We start from the raw sequence: 15,566 nt of genomic DNA, 5'->3' as shown, positions 1-15,566 counted from the left end.
ATCCGGCTTCGCGGGATCCCCCGGCTTGTCCCTTGCCACCCCATGCGACGGCGCTGCCGGGCACGATCAAGCACTATTCTGAAGGACAGCCTTGGGCGGTGATGCCGCGCCACGGCAGATCACCTCTCTCCCCGTTGCCAGGAGCTTGTCAATGTCCGCACCGTCTCCCTCCGCCACCCGCATCGAAAAGGACAGTCTCGGCGATGTGCCGGTACCCGCCGATCACCTGTGGGGCGCGCAGACCGAACGCTCGCGCCAGAATTTCCGCATCGGCATTGAAAAAATGCCGCCGGCGCTGATTGAAGCGTTCGCCATCCTGAAACTGTGCGCTGCGCGCGCCAACCGCGAACTGGACGTACTGCCGCAGGAACTGGCCGGCGCCATCGAACAGGCCGCCGGCGAAGTCATCGAAGGCCGCTGGCCGGACGAATTCCCGCTGTCGGTCTGGCAGACCGGTTCGGGCACCCAGACCAATATGAACCTCAACGAGGTCATCTCCAACCGCGCCATCCAGCTGCTCGGCGGCCAGGTGGGCAGCAAGAAGCCGGTGCACCCGAACGACCACGTCAACGCGAGCCAGTCGTCCAACGACAGCTTCCCGACGGCCATGCATATCGCTGCCACGCGGGCGATCCAGCAGAAGCTGCTACCTGCATTGGAACTGCTGCAGCAGACCTTCGCGCGCAAGGTGGATGCTTTCGCCGACATCGTCAAGGTCGGCCGCACGCACGTGCAGGATGCCGTGCCGCTGACCCTCGGCCAGGAGTTTTCGGGTTATATGACGCAGGTGGCCGACGCGCAGTCGCGGCTGCAGCAAGCCATGCTGCGCGCGATGCCCGTGGCGCAGGGTGGCACGGCGGTGGGCACCGGCCTGAACGCGCCGCCCGGATTCGCCGCCGCGTTCGCGCGCGCGCTGGCCGACTACACCGGCCTGCCATTCGAGCCGGCGCCGAACCGCTATGCCCTGCAGGCCGCGCACGACGCGCTGGCGGACCTGTCCGGCGCGCTCAACACCACCGCGTCATCGTTCCTGAAGATCGCGCGCGACTTCATGTTGCTCGGCTCAGGACCGCGCGCGGGGTTTGCCGAGCTGCAGTTGCCGGCCAATGAACCGGGCTCGTCTATCATGCCAGGCAAGGTCAATCCTACGCAGGCGGAAGCGCTGGCGATGGTGTGCTGCCGGGTGATCGGCAATCACACTACGGTGACGCTCGCCAATGCGCTTGGAACGCTTGAACTCAATGCGTACAAGCCGGTGATCGTCTACAGCCTGCTGCAATCGGTGACGCTGCTGGCCGATGCGGCATCGAGCTTCGCCCAGCATATGGTCGAAGGGGTGGAAGCTGACCGTGAGCGAATTGCCGAACTGCTTGAACGGTCGCTGATGCCCGTGACCGCACTCAATCCGCATATCGGGTATGACAAGGCTGCCGAGATCGCCAAGCTGGCGGTCAAGCGCAATCTTTCGCTGCGCGAGGCGGCGATTGCGTCCGGGCACGTGACGGAGGAACAGTTTGCCGAGTGGATCGATTTGAAGGGGATGACCAGAGAGGTGTAGGGCTGAAAGGCGGGACATTGCTTGGGCGATGTCCCGTCGTCCATCAGCGTGGCGCAGCACGCTGCCTCTACCGGCGTTCGACCACGGAGCACACCAGAATGGATTCAACCGTCGCCCGATCCTGGCTGTCCTTCAGCGAACCCGTTGCCGAGGCACGCGCCGCCGGCCGACCTTTGGTCGCACTGGAATCGACCATCATTGCGCACGGCATGCCTTACCCGGAAAACGTTCGCACGGCGCGAGAGGTTGAGGCCGTGATCCGCGATCTCGGTGCCGAGCCCGCGACCATTGCCGTGATCGACGGGCGCATCCGCATCGGCCTCTCAGGCGATGAACTTGAACGGCTCGGCCGCTCGGGCCAAGCCCACAAGGTAAGCCGCCGCGACCTGCCGGCCGTGCTGGCCAGCGGAGAACTTGGCGCCACGACGGTAGCGGGCACGATGATTTGCGCGGCCCTGGCCGGCATCGAAGTCTTCGTGACCGGCGGCATAGGTGGCGTGCACCGCGGCGCGCAGGAAACCTTCGATATCTCGGCCGACCTGCAGGAACTGGCGCAGACTTCGGTGGCGGTGGTGTGCGCCGGCGCGAAGTCGATCCTCGATATCGGGCTCACGCTCGAGTATCTCGAAACCCATGGCGTGCCGGTGCTCAGTTGCGAGCAAGACAATTTCGCGGCGTTCTACACGCGCGACAGCGGCTTTCGTGCGGATTACAGATTGGATGATCCCGCTGACCAGGCGCGTTTCATCCGCACCAAATGGGATCTGGGCCTCGCGGGCGGCGTGCTGCTGAGCACGCCAGTGCCGGAGTCGGCAGCGATGCCGTCAGGGGAGATCGATGCCTTGACACAGCAGGCGCTCGATGAAGCCCGCGTGCAAGGCATCACCGGCAAGGCGGTGACGCCGTTCCTGCTGGCGCGCATCAAGGCGCTCACCGGGGGGCGCAGCCTTGCGACCAATATCGCGCTGGTGAAACACAACGCCGAAGTCGGCGCCAGGCTGGCCCTGGCACTGCCCCAGGCCGCGCACGGCGCCCGGTCAGCCTAGGATCGGCCCGGCGCGGCACACCGACGCGCGCGAGCCGGAGCCTGCACATCAGTCCTTCGCCTTCTCCGGCGGCAGCGCCTTGCCGAGCAGCTTGCCAAGCAGGCCGGTCTTGCCGGCGTTCTGCTGGCCCTTCGTCTTCGGCAAAGCGCCGGCGCGGTTGGCGCCTGCCTGCTTCATGTTGTTGTTGATCTTCAGGCCCTTGTTCTTTTCGAGATCGGTTTTCTTCACGGACATCATCCCAGGAGTCGAGCCCCGCATTGTACGCAGTGGGCCAGCCCGCGGGGGAAAGCCGGCCGTCTTGCCTACTTGCCGAACGCGCTGAACTTCAGCGCCAGGAATTCGACGAAAAGCCGGATGCGCGACGACAACTGGTGGCGCTGCTGGTACACGGCATAGATATTCGCCTCCGGCGTCGCGTACTGCGGCAGTACCTGCACCAGCCGGCCACTGCGCAGGTAGCGCTCGATATCCCACTCCGCGCGCATGACGATGCCGTGGCCTTCCAGCGCCCAGTGCACGGCGATCTCGCCATCGTTCGTCGTGACGTTGCCGCGCACGTGGATCGACTCCGTGCGCCCTTTGCCGCTCTTCACCGGCGTCAGGCGCCATACGCCATAGGCGTCGCTGCCCTGGCGGATGCCGATGCAGTTATGGCGCAGCAGCTCCGACGGCGTCTGCGGCACGCCACGCTCGCGCAGGTACTTCGGCGACGCGCACAGCAGGCGGCGGTTGGGCGCCAGCAGCCTGGCAACGATGCGGGCGTCGGGCGGCTCGCCAAAGCGCACACAGACGTCGAAGGCGTCTTCGGTCAGCGGCGGCGGGTCGGCCGAGAGCTGCAGCTGCACGTCGACGTCCGGGTACTTGCGGCTGTATTCCGAGATCACGGGCGCCACATGCATGCGGCCGAAGCCGAGTGTGGCATTGACGCGCAGGAGCCCGCTGGGCCGGCCCCTGGCGCTGGTGAGCAGTTGCTGCAAGTCGTCGATCTCGCCCAGGATCCGCCGCGCATGCTCCAGGAACACCTCGCCCTCCGGCGTCAGGCTCATGCGCCGCGTCGTCCGCGTCACCAGCGGCATGCCGATGCGCGATTCCATCTGAGCGAGCCGCTTGCTGACCGCCGCCGTGGTGATGCCCAGGTCGCGCGCGGCGGCGCTCAGGCTGCCGGCCGTCGCCACCGAGGCGAAAAAGCCCAGTTCCGACGGCTGGATACCGCTCGTGGTGGCCATGTCGCTGTTAACTTCAAGTTAATAATGGTTTAACTCTAGCGCCGATCCAAAACCTCGTCTACCGGCCAGAATCCCGTCACGCAATTCAGCGGTGATCCCGACAGGAGACGAAAGATGAAGACGTACAAGATCGCAACGATTCCGGGCGACGGCATTGGCAAGGAGGTGGTGCCGGCCGGGCGCGAAGTCATGGAAGCGCTGGCCGCCGCGGGCGCGGGCTTTCGCTTCGAGTTCGAGGACTTCGGCTGGGGCGGCGACTACTACCGCCAGCATGGCGCGATGATGCCGGCGGACGGGCTCGAGGCGCTGCGCGACAAGGACGCGATCCTGTTCGGCTCGGCCGGCGACAACCAGATTCCCGACCACATCACGCTGTGGGGCCTGCGCCTGAAAATCTGCCAGGGCTTCGACCAGTACGCCAACGTGCGCCCCACGCGCATCCTGCCCGGGATTGACGGCCCGCTCAAGCGTTGCGCGCCGGAGGACCTCGACTGGGTCATCGTGCGCGAGAACTCCGAAGGCGAATACTCGGGCGTGGGCGGCCGCGTCCACCAGGGCCATCCGATCGAAGCCGCGACCGACGTGTCGATGATGACCCGCGTCGGCGTCGAACGCATCCTGCGCTTCGCCTTCAGGCTGGCGCAATCGCGTCCGCGCAAACTGCTGACGGTCATCACCAAGTCCAACGCGCAGCGCCACGCCATGGTGATGTGGGACGAGGTGGCCGTGCAGGTCGCGAAGGATTTCCCGGACGTCACGTGGGACAAGGAGCTGGTCGATGCCGCCACCGCGCGCATGGTCAACCGTCCGAAGACGCTCGACACCATCGTCGCCACCAATCTGCACGCCGATATCCTGAGCGACCTGGCCGCCGCGCTCGCGGGCAGCCTTGGCATCGCGCCGACCGGCAATATCGATCCCGAGCGCCGCTACCCATCCATGTTCGAGCCGATCCACGGCTCGGCGTTCGACATCATGGGCAAGGGCCTGGCCAATCCGGTCGGCACCTTCTGGTCGGTCGTGATGCTGCTGGAACACCTCGGCGAGCAAGCCGCCGCACAGCGTCTGATGGCCGCCATCGAAGCCGTTACCGCGAACCCCGCGCTGCATACCGGCGACCTCGGCGGCAAGGCCCGCACGGTGGACGTGACCCGGGCCGTCTGCGACTACCTCGCCGCGAACCAGCAGGTCAAGGCGGCCTGAGCCGTACCACCGCCCGGCGCTCGCCGGGCCATGCCAGGCACACCTGGCCCTGCGGAGGCACACCACCGCCCCCAAGAGCGGCGTCCGCAGGCGCATTCCGCAGAACCAGCAGGAGACAGCAATGATTCAACGGCTACTAGGAAAGCTGTATGTCCAGGTATTGATCGGCGTGACAGCTGGCGTCTTGCTCGGCGTGTGGGCGCCCGATATCGGCAGCAGCCTGCAGCCGCTTGGCGATGTGTTCATCAAGCTCATCAAGATGGTGTTCGCACCGATCATCTTTGCGACCGTGGTGCTGGGCATCGCCCGCATGGAAAACATGAAGGAGCTGGGCCGCGTCGGTGTACGGGCGCTGCTCTATTTCGAACTGCTGTCCACGTTCGCACTTGCGCTCGGCCTGATCGTCGTGAACGTGGTCCAGCCCGGCGCCGGCATGAATGTCGATGCCTCGCACCTCGACGCCAAGGCCATCGCCAGCTACACGCACGCCGCCGAGCAGCCGCATACGTTCATGGAATTCCTGATGAACCTGGTGCCGTCGAGCGTGATCGACGCGCTGGCGCGCAACGACATCCTGCAGATCCTGGTGTTCGCCACGCTGTTCGGCATTGCGCTGTCGCATATCGGCGCGCGCGCCAGGCCCGTGGTCGACTTCCTGGAGTCCTTCACGCACGGCGTCTTCACGATCGTGGGGATGATCATGCGCCTCGCGCCCATCGCCGCGTTTGGCGCCATGGCCTTTACCGTAGGCAAGTATGGCCTGGGCTCGGTGGTATCGCTCGGCAAGCTGATGGGCACGATGTACCTGACCTGCTTCCTGTTCGTCGTGATCGTGCTCGGCGGCGTGGCACGGGTGTCCGGCTTCAGCCTGTGGAGGTTCCTCAAGTACATCCGCGACGAACTGTTCACCGTGCTCGGCACCAGCTCGTCGGAATCGGTGGTGCCGCAGCTGATGCGCAAGCTGGAGAACGCCGGCGTGTCCAAGCCGGTTGTCGGCCTGGTGGTGCCGTCCGGCCTGACGTTCAACCCGGATGGCCAGTGCATCTACTACACCATGGCCGCGATCTTCATCGCGCAGGCCACCAATACGCCGCTGACGCTGATGGACCAGATCGTCGTGCTCGGTGTGCTGCTGCTGACGTCGAAAGGTTCGGCGGGCGTGACCGGGTCGGGCTTCATCACGCTGGCGGCAACACTGGCCTCGCTCGGCAAGATCCCCGTGGCCGGCATGGTACTGCTGCTTGGCGTGGACCGCTTCATGTCGGAAGCGCGTGCCATCACCAACACGATTGGCAATGCGGTGGGCACGCTTGCGATTGCACGCTGGGTCGGCGCAGTCGATCAGCAGCGCCTGCAGGATGCGCTGGACGGCAAGGTCGTCGACGAGGAGCCGGGCGAGGGTCGGCAGCCGGAAGCGGCGGCGATCGGCACCCGCATGACCCGCGTCGCGGATGCGCACGCCGGACTCCAGCACTGAAATGACGGAACCGACCATGGATGCCCTGCAGGCCCGTGCGCTGCTCCAGAACATGTTCCGCGCCGCCATCGACGCCGCGCAGCCCTCGCTGACGCTCGCCGCCCACCTGCCCGAACGGCCACGCGGCCGCACGCTGGTAATCGGCGCGGGCAAGGCCTCGGCGGCCATGGCCCATGCCTTCGAGGCCGCATGGCCGTGGCCCGCCGAAGGGCTCGTGGTGAGCCGCTACGGTTTCGCGGTGCCGTGCGAGCGCATCGAGATCGTCGAAGCGGCGCACCCGGTGCCCGATGCGGCTGGCTTTCACGCAGCGCGCCGGATGCTCGAAATGGTCTCGGGCCTGACGGAAGACGACCTCGTGATTTGCCTGGTGTCGGGTGGTGGTTCTTCGCTGCTGCCGTTGCCGCTGGCCGGCGTGTCGCTGGAAGACAAGCAGGCGATCAATCGCGCGCTGCTCGCCTGCGGCGCGACGATCACGGAGATGAATTGCGTGCGCCGCCATCTCTCCGCGATCAAGGGCGGCCGGCTGGCGGCGGCGTGCCACCCGGCGCGCGTCTGCAACCTGCTGCTGTCGGACGTGCCCGGCGACGACCCGATCGATATCGCCTCCGGCCCGACGGTAGCCGACCCCACCACGCGCGACGACGCCAGCGACATCATCCGGCGCTACGGCATCGACGTGCCGCGCCATGTGCTCGATGCCCTGGCCTCCGACGCGGCGGAAACCATCAAGCCCGGCGATCCGCGCCTGCCGCGCATGCAAACCGCATTGATCGCCACGCCGCGGCTAGCCTTGCAAGCGGCTGCGCAAGTCGCGCGGAACGCTGGGCTGCCCGTATTCGTGCTCGGCGGTGCGATCGAGGGCGAGGCGCGCGAGGTCGGCAAGGTACTCGGCGGCATCGCGCTCGAAGTCGCCAACCATGGCCAGCCGTTCCCGGTGCCGTGCGTGCTGCTCTCTGGCGGGGAGACCACCGTGACGGTGCGCGGCAAGGGGCGCGGCGGACGCAACGTCGAATACCTGCTGTCGCTCGCACTCACGCTGCGCGGCAAGGCGGGCGTCTATGCGCTCGCCGGCGACACCGATGGCGTGGACGGCCAGGAAGACATCGCCGGCGCCATCGTCACGCCCGACACGCTGCAGCGCGCGTGGAGACTGGGAATCCGCCCGCAGGATGCGCTGGCCGCCAACGACGGGCACGGCTTCTTCGAAGCGCTCGGCGACGCCGTCGTCACGGGCCCCACCATGACCAATGTGAACGATTTCCGCGCGATCCTGATCGCGCGCTGACCAGGAGTAAAGCATGAGACGTCTTCGCAACGCCAAGATCGTGGCAACACTGGGGCCGGCAAGTTCGACACCCGAGAGCATCGATGCGCTGTTCGAGGCCGGCGCCGATGTATTCCGGCTCAATTTCAGCCACGGCAGCCATGACGACCACAAGCAGCGCCTGGACAGCATCCGCGCCATCGAGCGCGAGCGGGGGCGCCCGATCGGCGTGCTGCTGGACCTGCAAGGCCCCAAGCTGCGCATCGGCACGTTTGCCGATGGCCCCGTGCAACTGGCCGCGCAGGCGCCGTTCCGCCTCGACCTCGACGCTGCTATGCCGGGTTCGCAAACTCGCGTCAGCCTGCCGCACCCGGAGATCTTCGCCGCGCTGCGCGAAGGCACCGAACTGCTGCTCGACGACGGCAAGATCCGCCTGCGCGTGGAGCAGTGCGGCGCCGACTTCGCGCAGACGACCGTGATCAGCGGCGGCGCGCTGTCGGATCGCAAGGGCGTCAACGTGCCGGGCGTGGTGCTGCCGCTCTCGGCGATGACCGGGAAAGACCGCCGCGACCTGGACTTCGGCCTCACGCTCGGCGTCGACTGGATCGCGCTGTCGTTCGTGCAGCGGGCCGAGGACATCCAGGAGATCAAGCAGATCGTGCAGGGCCGCGCCGGCATCGTCGCCAAGCTCGAAAAGCCCGCGGCAATCCAGAGCCTCGAAGCCATCGTCGCCGAAGCGGACGCCGTGATGGTCGCGCGTGGCGACCTGGGCGTGGAGATGCCCGCGGAACTGGTGCCATCGCTGCAGAAGCAGATCGTGCGCGCCTGCCGCAAGGCCGGCAGGCCGGTGATCGTGGCCACGCAGATGCTTGAATCGATGATTGCGTCGCCCGTGCCGACGCGCGCGGAGGCTTCGGACGTGGCGACCGCCATCTACGACGGCGCCGATGCCGTGATGCTGTCGGCCGAGTCGGCTTCCGGCCGCTACCCGGTGGAAGCCGTGACGATGATGGACAGCATCATCACGCGCACGGAATCGGATCCGCTTTACCACGACGCCATCCAGGCGTCGCATACCCCGCCGCGCGCCGAGGCCGCGGATGCCATCGGCTACGCGATCCGCCATGTCGCGGGCCTGCTCAAGGTGCCGGCGACCGTTGCCTACACCAGCTCGGGCTACTCGGCCCTGCGCATGGCGCGCGAGCGTCCCGAAGTGCCGATCCTCGGCATGACGCCGCGCGTGGCCACCGCCAGGCGGCTGGCGCTGGCTTGGGGCGTGCATGCCGTGCTGTGCCACGAAGTGGTGGACGTGCTGGAGATGACGGAGCTGGCCAGCCGCACCGTGCTGGAGGAGCGTTTCGGGCATCGCGGCGAATCGATCGTCATCTCGGCGGGGCTTCCATTCACGGTTGCCGGGACCACCAACTTGCTGCGCATCGCACAGGTGCAATGAATCGGCGAGGCGGAAGACACCACCATTGCCGATCCCGCAACACGGTCTTACCCAAACGCAAACCATAACCATCCCAACAGGAGACAGCCAATGCGCACACCCCTCGCTTTGCGGCACATCGTTCGCCTTTCGGTGCTGACGGTCGGCTTTGCCGCCTCTTCGGCCGCGCTATCGCAGGAATGGCCCGCGCGGCCGATCAGCCTGGTGGTGCCGTTCCCGTCCGGCGGCACGACCGATGTGCTGGCACGCGCGATCGGGGACCAGTTGTCGAAGACCCTCGGGCAGCCTGTCATCGTCGAAAACCGGCCCGGCGCCGGCGCGACCGTGGGCGCGGACTACGTGGCCAAGGCGAAGCCGGACGGCTACACGCTGCTGATGGGGGCCGTGCACCACACCATTGCAACCAGCGTCTACAAGAAGCTGCCCTACAGCTTCCAGAAGGATCTCGCTCCGGTGGCCACGGTGGCGATGGTGCCGAACGTGCTCGTCATCAATGCCGCCAAGACGCCGGCGAAGAACGTCTCGGAACTGGTTGCGCTGGCGAAGCAGTCGCCGACGGAGTTTGCGTATGGCTCGAACGGAAACGGCACGGCGCAGCACCTGATCGGCACGCAGTTCCAGGCGGCGACCGGCGCACCGTTACTGCATGTGCCTTACAAGGGCAGCGGTCCGCTGACGACAGATTTGCTGGGCGGACAGGTGACGATGTCGTTCGATACGCTGACCACCGTGCTGCCGCACATCAAGGCCGGCAAGCTCAGGGCCCTGGCGGTGACGACCGCGAAGCGATCCAGCGTGCTGCCGGATGTGCCGACGCTCGAAGAGTCTGGGCTGAAGGGCTTTGATATCGGCACGTGGTTCGGCGTGCTGGCGCCTGCCGCGACGCCGAAGCCGATCGTGTCCAGGCTCGGCGCCGAGATCGTGAAGATCGTTAAATCGCAGGATTTTCAGCAGCGCATGCTGGCTGCGGGCGCGGAGCCCATGGTGGGCACTGCTGATGCGTTTGCAAAGCGCATCGATGATGAGACGGTCAAGTTCGAGAAGCTGGTGAAGGAAGGGAAGGTGGCGATCGAGTAGCTGGATATTCGCGCAATTCGGCGAAGACCGAAAAAAGGCCGCGATGCAATCGCGGCCTCTGTCGCTGGCGTGGCGCGAAATACCCGCTATGCCACCCGCTTCGCATTGATCACCGCCTCCGCCACGCTGGCCGGCGCTTCGGCGTAGTGCTTGAACTCCATCGTGAAGGTCGCGCGGCCCTGCGTGAGCGAGCGCAGCGACGTGGAGTAGCCGAACATCGTCGCCAGCGGCACCTCGGCCCGCACCACCTTGCCGCCGCCGCCGGCGATCTCTTCCATGCCGTGCACCATGCCGCGCCGCGACGACAGGTCGCCCATCACATTGCCGGTGAATTCCTCCGGCGTTTCCACTTCCACCGACATCATTGGCTCAAGCAGGATCGGCTTGGCCCGCTTCATGCCCTCGCGGAACGCCATCGAGCCGGCCATGCGGAACGCATTCTCGTTCGAGTCCACGTCGTGGTACGAACCGAATACCAGCGTGGCCTTCACATCGACAATCGGGTAACCGGCCAGCACGCCTGCGGTCAGCGTTTCGCGGATGCCCTTGTCAACCGCCGGGATGAACTCGCGCGGCACCACGCCACCCTTGATGGCGTCGACGAACTCGTAGCCGCCGCCGTGCGGCATCGGCTCGATGTTGAGCACCACGTGGCCGTACTGGCCGCGTCCGCCCGACTGCTTGATGAACTTGCCCTCGACATCCTTTGCCGCCTGGCGGATAGTCTCGCGGTACGCCACCTGCGGCTTGCCCACCGACGCTTCCACGCCGAACTCGCGCCGCATCCGGTCGACCAGGATCTCCAGGTGCAGCTCGCCCATGCCGGAAATGATGGTCTGCCCGGATTCCTCGTCGGTCGTCACGCGGAACGACGGGTCCTCCTGCGCCAGCCGGTTCAGGGCGACGCCCATCTTCTCCTGGTCCGCCTTGGTCTTCGGCTCCACGGCCTGCGAGATCACCGGTTCCGGGAAGCTCATGCGCTCCAGGATGATGACCTTGTTCGGGTCGCACAACGTGTCGCCGGTGGTGGCTTCCTTCAGCCCCACCGCCGCGGCGATATCGCCTGCGCGCACTTCCTTGATTTCCTGGCGCACGTTGGCGTGCATCTGCAGGATGCGCCCCAGCCGCTCGCGCTTGGACTTGACCGGGTTGTAAACCGTGTCGCCGGAATGGACCACCCCCGAATACACGCGGAAGAAGATCAGCTGGCCGACGAACGGGTCGGTCATGATCTTGAACGCCAGCGCCGAGAACGGCTCGTCGTCGTTCGGGTGGCGCTCGGCCTCGCGGTCGTCCTCGGTATGGCCCAAAATGGCGGGCACGTCGGCGGGCGAGGGCAGGTAGTCGATCACCGCGTCGAGCATGCTCTGCACGCCCTTGTTCTTGAACGCGCTGCCGCACAGCATCGGCACGATCTCGTTGGCGATGGTGCGTTTGCGCAGGCCCTGCTTGATCTGCGCCTCGGTGAGCGGTTCGCCCGACAGGTATTGCTCGAGCAGCGTCTCGTCGGCCTCGGCCGCGGCTTCGATCATCTTGTCGCGCCATTCCTGCGCGATGGGCAGCAGCTCGGCGGGGATGTCCCGGTACTCGAAGCGCACGCCCTGGCTCTCGTCGTCCCAGACCACGGCCTTCATCTTGACCAGGTCGACCACGCCCTGGAAATGGTCTTCGGCGCCGACCGGAATCTGGATCGGCACGGCGCGGCCCTTGAGCCGGTCGGCGATCTGGGTCTGCACGCGGAAGAAGTCCGCGCCGACGCGATCCATCTTGTTGACGAACGCGATGCGCGGCACGTTGTACTTGTTGGCCTGGCGCCAGACCGTCTCGGACTGTGGCTGCACGCCGCCGACCGCGTCATAGACCATGCACGCGCCGTCCAGCACGCGCATGGAGCGCTCGACTTCGATGGTGAAATCGACGTGTCCCGGCGTGTCGATGATGTTGATGCGGTGCTCGGGGTAGTTGCCGGCCATGCCCTTCCAGAACGCCGTCGTCGCCGCCGACGTGATGGTGATGCCGCGCTCCTGCTCCTGCTCCATCCAGTCCATCGTCGCGGCGCCGTCGTGCACTTCCCCAAGCTTGTGGTTGACGCCGGTATAGAACAGGATGCGCTCCGTCGTCGTCGTCTTGCCGGCGTCGATATGGGCACTGATGCCGATATTGCGGTAGCGCTCGATGGGGGTTTTGCGGGACACGGCGATCTCTCCAGGATGACCTTAGTTAAGTAGAGTAGCACCTGCCGCGCAACCCCGTTTGTCCCTGCGCGCGGAAGGGGCAGCCATCGGGGCGCGCCGCGCGCCGTCCGTCGTCCGCGCGCGGCAAGCCGGTGGATCCGGCTTGCTGGCGGCCTATAAGAGCAAAGAAATTGCTTCGTCAGATGCAGATTCATCTGCATTGCGGTTCCACCGCATTTCAGCGCCTGAGCGCCTGCCTATACTTGCCCCTTCATGTCCCGCGTCTACCTCCTGCGGGTGACAGTCTTCCGGCGCCCGGGCGCCTACCTGACCCATTCCTATACAGAGAGACAGACAGGCAAGCATGGCTAGCGTCCTGATCGTTGATGATCATCCCGCGTGGCGGCTGGTGATGAGATCGCAGCTTTCCCAACTGCTCGGCGTGGAGCATATTCTCGAAGCCGACAATGGCCAGTGTGCGATTGAATCGGTGCGCCAGCACAAGCCGGACCTGGTGATACTCGACCTCGACATTCCGCGCATCGGCGGCCTCGATGTGGCTGCCCGCGTGCGCGACGTCCATCCGGCGGTGCGCGTCCTTGTCGTGACCGCGCTGGATCCGGCCGTCTTCGTGTCGCGCGCGTGGCAGGCAGGCGCGCAGGGCTTTGTCAGCAAGACCCAGGACATCCAGGAGATCCTGCGGGCGGTGGAGTCCGTGCTGGCCGGCTATACGGTTTTTCCGGCACTGCCGCGGCGTGGCGCCTACGGGCCGGCGTTGTGCGGCGACGAGGAAAACCTGCGGCGCCTCTCCGACAAGGAACTGGGGGTGCTGAAGATGCTGGCGCGCGGCATGACGTACAAGGACATCAGCCGCGAACTGTTTATCAGCAACAAGACCGTCAGCAGCTACAAGGCACGCATCATGGCCAAGCTGCAGATCGGCTCGCTGGTGGAGCTGGTGGACTTTGCCCGGCGCTGCAAGCTGATCCAGTAAGGCCGGCCGCGGGCAGGCCCAGGCTCAAGGAATTTGAAGGTCCCATGCAGTCGGCGCACGTGCACGCTGGCGGCAGCGCTGGCAAACTGTCGGTCTATCCAAATGAAAGACCAAGGCGGGGGGACGGCTGTGGGCGAGTTGCAGACCATGCTGGAAAACCATGGGCTGATGCTGGTGTTCCTCAACGTGCTGGCGGAACAGGCGGGCCTGCCGATTCCGGCGTATCCGATGCTGTTCGTGGCCGGCGCACTGGGCGTGCAGGAGACCGGCCCGTCGATCGGCGCGGTGCTGGCGACCGTGATCGTGGCTTGCCTCATCGCGGATACCGCCTGGTATTTTGCCGGCCGCCGGCTGGGCCAGCCCATGCTGCGCACCATCTGCAAGGTGTCGATGTCGCCGGATACCTGCATCCGCCAGACCCAGTCGCTTTACCTGCGCGTGGGGCCGCGATCGCTGGTGTTCGCCAAGCTGCTGCCCGGTGCCGGCGCGCTGTCCACGGCCATGGCCGGCATGACGGCCACGCCGCTGCCGGTATTCCTGTTCTATGACGCCGTCGGCGCGCTGGTCTGGGCCGGCGCGGCGCTGCTGGTCGGTGTGGTGTTCAGTGACTTTGTCGATGTCATCCTGGCCGGCTTCAGCGAGTACGGGCACCTGGCGGTGCTGATCTGCGTGGGCGCCTTCGCGCTGTTCCTGGCCTGGCGCATCTGGTGGCGTTTCCGGCTGTTGCGCCGGACGCGGCGGGTGCCGCGCATGACCGTCGATGAACTGGAGGCCCGCCGCCGCGCCGGTACGCTGCCGCTGGTGCTGGACGTCCGCGCCCATGGCCCAGCACCGATCGAGCGCATCCCGGGGGCCATGGTCGTCGACATGCATGGATCGCTCGACACGCTGCGCGACCAGCTTGCGTCGCGCGACATCGTCGTCTACTGCGCCTGTCCGCACGAGATTTCGGCGGCCATCCTGGCCGAGCGGCTGCGCGCCGCCGGCCATCCGCAGACCTTTGCCCTGGCGGGCGGCTTCGACGAGTGGAAGCGCCTGCACGGCGGCACCGAGACGCCGCCGCAGGCCGCGGAAGCGGCCAACGATGCGGCAGCCGGCTGATCCGCTTGCCCCGGGGTGACGGGGCGGAAGTCTCAGCGCTTGCCGGTAGTCTGGAACACCGTCAGGTCCGGGTAGACCGCGCGGATCTTCTCCCACTCGGCGGCGTTGAAGAACTGGCACTTGCCCGCGCCAAAGCGCTTACCCACTTCCACGCAGAAGCGCACGGCCTCGGCAATGTCGATCTCGTGGTTGGCCGACGTGGCGCTGCCCGATACGACCGATTGTGCCGTCACCGCTACCCCGACCACCGGCGCGGGCGTGGCCACGTGCGGCTGCATGATGCTGTTGAAGTGGTACAGGCCGTTGTGATACGGCGTGATGTCCTGCTGCGAGATCGGGAACGTGACGGCCGGGCAGCCGGTGGTCGATTCCATCGTCGCGACCAGGTCCGGGCTCACGCGCAGGATGTAGCCCTGCATGGCCGTCGGCGAAATCGCGAAGCCGCGATGCTTGATGATGCTGTTGCCCTTGGACGCATCGATCGACAGGATGGCGTCCATCTCCGGCAGCACCTGGTGGTCGTTCATGGTGTCCGACGACACCGGCATGCCCATGAACGGCACCGGATCGTGTGGCTGCATCGACACATTGGTCGACAGGTGCGTCGTGACGATGACGTCGCCGGCCAGGTGATCGCCGCGCGACTTCATCTGCGCGAGCTTGAGCGCCACGGCCAGGCAGCCGATCGGGCCATCCGCGTCGGAGACCAGGCCCACCAGCTCGGGCCGCGCGCCGATGGCGCCATTGCGCCCGATCACGCCCAGCGTGGGCGCCCGGCCGCCGCCGCTCTTGCCGGCGCTGCCGGGAATCACGATGGTGATGAAGTCGCTCGTGTTGGCGGTGTTTTCGGGCGGTGCGTTGTGCACCGTGGTCACTTCGACCGTCACGCCGGCCGCGGCGTAGGGCGCGAACAGTTCCCGGACCACAGCACCGTTGGCGTTCGGGCTGTCCAGGGCTTCATGAATGACCAGCGTCTGCTGCAGGGCCATGGTT

13 protein-coding genes are annotated in these 15,566 nt (G+C 66.4%); 9 read left to right on the top strand and 4 right to left on the bottom strand.

What is annotated here, in order from left to right:
* Nucleotides 1-151: 151 nt before the first annotated feature.
* Nucleotides 152-1,558 (top strand): class II fumarate hydratase, encoded by a 1,407-nt coding sequence (fumC, locus tag ACIGJC_RS27485; protein ID WP_483712659.1) that lies wholly within the window; start codon nt 152-154, stop codon nt 1,556-1,558.
* Between the two features lie 98 nt (nt 1,559-1,656).
* Nucleotides 1,657-2,604, top strand: a complete 948-nt coding sequence (locus ACIGJC_RS27480) for a pseudouridine-5'-phosphate glycosidase (protein WP_483712658.1) — start codon at nt 1,657-1,659, stop codon at nt 2,602-2,604.
* 48 nt (nt 2,605-2,652) lie between these two features.
* Here the strand turns inward: ACIGJC_RS27480 and ACIGJC_RS27475 are convergent, their stop codons facing one another.
* Nucleotides 2,653-2,838: a hypothetical protein gene (locus tag ACIGJC_RS27475; protein WP_483714413.1), complete on the bottom strand. Its 186-nt coding sequence runs from the start codon at nt 2,836-2,838 to the stop codon at nt 2,653-2,655.
* A gap of 68 nt (nt 2,839-2,906) precedes the next feature.
* Nucleotides 2,907-3,830 (bottom strand): LysR family transcriptional regulator, encoded by a 924-nt coding sequence (locus tag ACIGJC_RS27470; protein WP_483712657.1) that lies wholly within the window; start codon nt 3,828-3,830, stop codon nt 2,907-2,909.
* 114 nt (nt 3,831-3,944) lie between these two features.
* Here ACIGJC_RS27470 and ACIGJC_RS27465 point away from each other — a divergent pair, with 114 nt between their 5' ends.
* The 5 genes from ACIGJC_RS27465 to ACIGJC_RS27445 all read left to right on the top strand — a co-directional run bounded on the left by ACIGJC_RS27465 (nt 3,945) and on the right by ACIGJC_RS27445 (nt 10,304).
* Nucleotides 3,945-5,033 carry a tartrate dehydrogenase gene (locus ACIGJC_RS27465; RefSeq protein WP_483712656.1) on the top strand — a complete coding sequence of 363 codons (1,089 nt, stop codon included), beginning with the start codon at nt 3,945-3,947 and terminating at the stop codon, nt 5,031-5,033.
* Nucleotides 5,034-5,154: 121 nt separating this feature from the next.
* A complete protein-coding gene (locus ACIGJC_RS27460; RefSeq protein WP_483712655.1) occupies nt 5,155-6,510 on the top strand; it encodes a dicarboxylate/amino acid:cation symporter in 1,356 nt (451 codons plus the stop codon).
* Nucleotides 6,511-6,526: 16 nt separating this feature from the next.
* A complete protein-coding gene (locus ACIGJC_RS27455) occupies nt 6,527-7,795 on the top strand; it encodes a glycerate kinase type-2 family protein (RefSeq protein WP_483712654.1) in 1,269 nt (422 codons plus the stop codon).
* Between the two features lie 13 nt (nt 7,796-7,808).
* Nucleotides 7,809-9,227 (top strand): pyruvate kinase, encoded by a 1,419-nt coding sequence (gene pyk, locus ACIGJC_RS27450; RefSeq protein WP_483712652.1) that lies wholly within the window; start codon nt 7,809-7,811, stop codon nt 9,225-9,227.
* 90 nt (nt 9,228-9,317) lie between these two features.
* Nucleotides 9,318-10,304 (top strand): Bug family tripartite tricarboxylate transporter substrate binding protein, encoded by a 987-nt coding sequence (locus tag ACIGJC_RS27445; RefSeq protein ID WP_483712650.1) that lies wholly within the window; start codon nt 9,318-9,320, stop codon nt 10,302-10,304.
* 86 nt (nt 10,305-10,390) lie between these two features.
* On the opposite strand, the gene fusA is transcribed toward ACIGJC_RS27445, so the two are convergent.
* A complete protein-coding gene (gene fusA / locus ACIGJC_RS27440; protein ID WP_483712648.1) occupies nt 10,391-12,499 on the bottom strand; it encodes an elongation factor G in 2,109 nt (702 codons plus the stop codon).
* 343 nt (nt 12,500-12,842) lie between these two features.
* Here fusA and ACIGJC_RS27435 point away from each other — a divergent pair, with 343 nt between their 5' ends.
* Both ACIGJC_RS27435 and ACIGJC_RS27430 read left to right on the top strand, forming a co-directional pair.
* A complete protein-coding gene (locus tag ACIGJC_RS27435; protein WP_483712646.1) occupies nt 12,843-13,472 on the top strand; it encodes a response regulator in 630 nt (209 codons plus the stop codon).
* Between the two features lie 129 nt (nt 13,473-13,601).
* Complete coding sequence (locus ACIGJC_RS27430; protein WP_483714412.1) at nt 13,602-14,573, top strand: DedA family protein/thiosulfate sulfurtransferase GlpE; 972 nt, start codon at nt 13,602-13,604, stop codon at nt 14,571-14,573.
* A gap of 32 nt (nt 14,574-14,605) precedes the next feature.
* Here the strand turns inward: ACIGJC_RS27430 and ACIGJC_RS27425 are convergent, their stop codons facing one another.
* The gene (locus ACIGJC_RS27425) at nt 14,606-15,562 is read right to left on the bottom strand and encodes a DUF1177 domain-containing protein (protein ID WP_483712645.1); all 957 of its coding nucleotides are present in this window, start codon (nt 15,560-15,562) and stop codon (nt 14,606-14,608) included.
* Nucleotides 15,563-15,566 lie beyond the last annotated feature (4 nt).

It is taken from the genome of Cupriavidus sp. C3SS-1, from assembly GCF_057073755.1.
Note: the sequence above shows the minus strand (reverse complement) of the source record. Positions and strands in the feature narration are given on the sequence as shown.

Bases quoted from the DNA above. Each gene is read 5' to 3' on its own strand.
- fumC (WP_483712659.1), top strand. From the start codon at position 152: ATGTCCGCACCGTCTCCCTCCGCCACCCGCATCGAAAAGGACAGTCTC.
- ACIGJC_RS27480 (WP_483712658.1), top strand. From the start codon at position 1,657: ATGGATTCAACCGTCGCCCGATCCTGGCTGTCCTTCAGCGAACCCGTT.
- ACIGJC_RS27475 (WP_483714413.1), bottom strand. From the start codon at position 2,838: ATGTCCGTGAAGAAAACCGATCTCGAAAAGAACAAGGGCCTGAAGATC.
- ACIGJC_RS27470 (WP_483712657.1), bottom strand. From the start codon at position 3,830: ATGGCCACCACGAGCGGTATCCAGCCGTCGGAACTGGGCTTTTTCGCC.
- ACIGJC_RS27465 (WP_483712656.1), top strand. From the start codon at position 3,945: ATGAAGACGTACAAGATCGCAACGATTCCGGGCGACGGCATTGGCAAG.
- ACIGJC_RS27460 (WP_483712655.1), top strand. From the start codon at position 5,155: ATGATTCAACGGCTACTAGGAAAGCTGTATGTCCAGGTATTGATCGGC.
- ACIGJC_RS27455 (WP_483712654.1), top strand. From the start codon at position 6,527: ATGGATGCCCTGCAGGCCCGTGCGCTGCTCCAGAACATGTTCCGCGCC.
- pyk (WP_483712652.1), top strand. From the start codon at position 7,809: ATGAGACGTCTTCGCAACGCCAAGATCGTGGCAACACTGGGGCCGGCA.
- ACIGJC_RS27445 (WP_483712650.1), top strand. From the start codon at position 9,318: ATGCGCACACCCCTCGCTTTGCGGCACATCGTTCGCCTTTCGGTGCTG.
- ACIGJC_RS27435 (WP_483712646.1), top strand. From the start codon at position 12,843: ATGGCTAGCGTCCTGATCGTTGATGATCATCCCGCGTGGCGGCTGGTG.
- ACIGJC_RS27425 (WP_483712645.1), bottom strand. From the start codon at position 15,562: ATGGCCCTGCAGCAGACGCTGGTCATTCATGAAGCCCTGGACAGCCCG.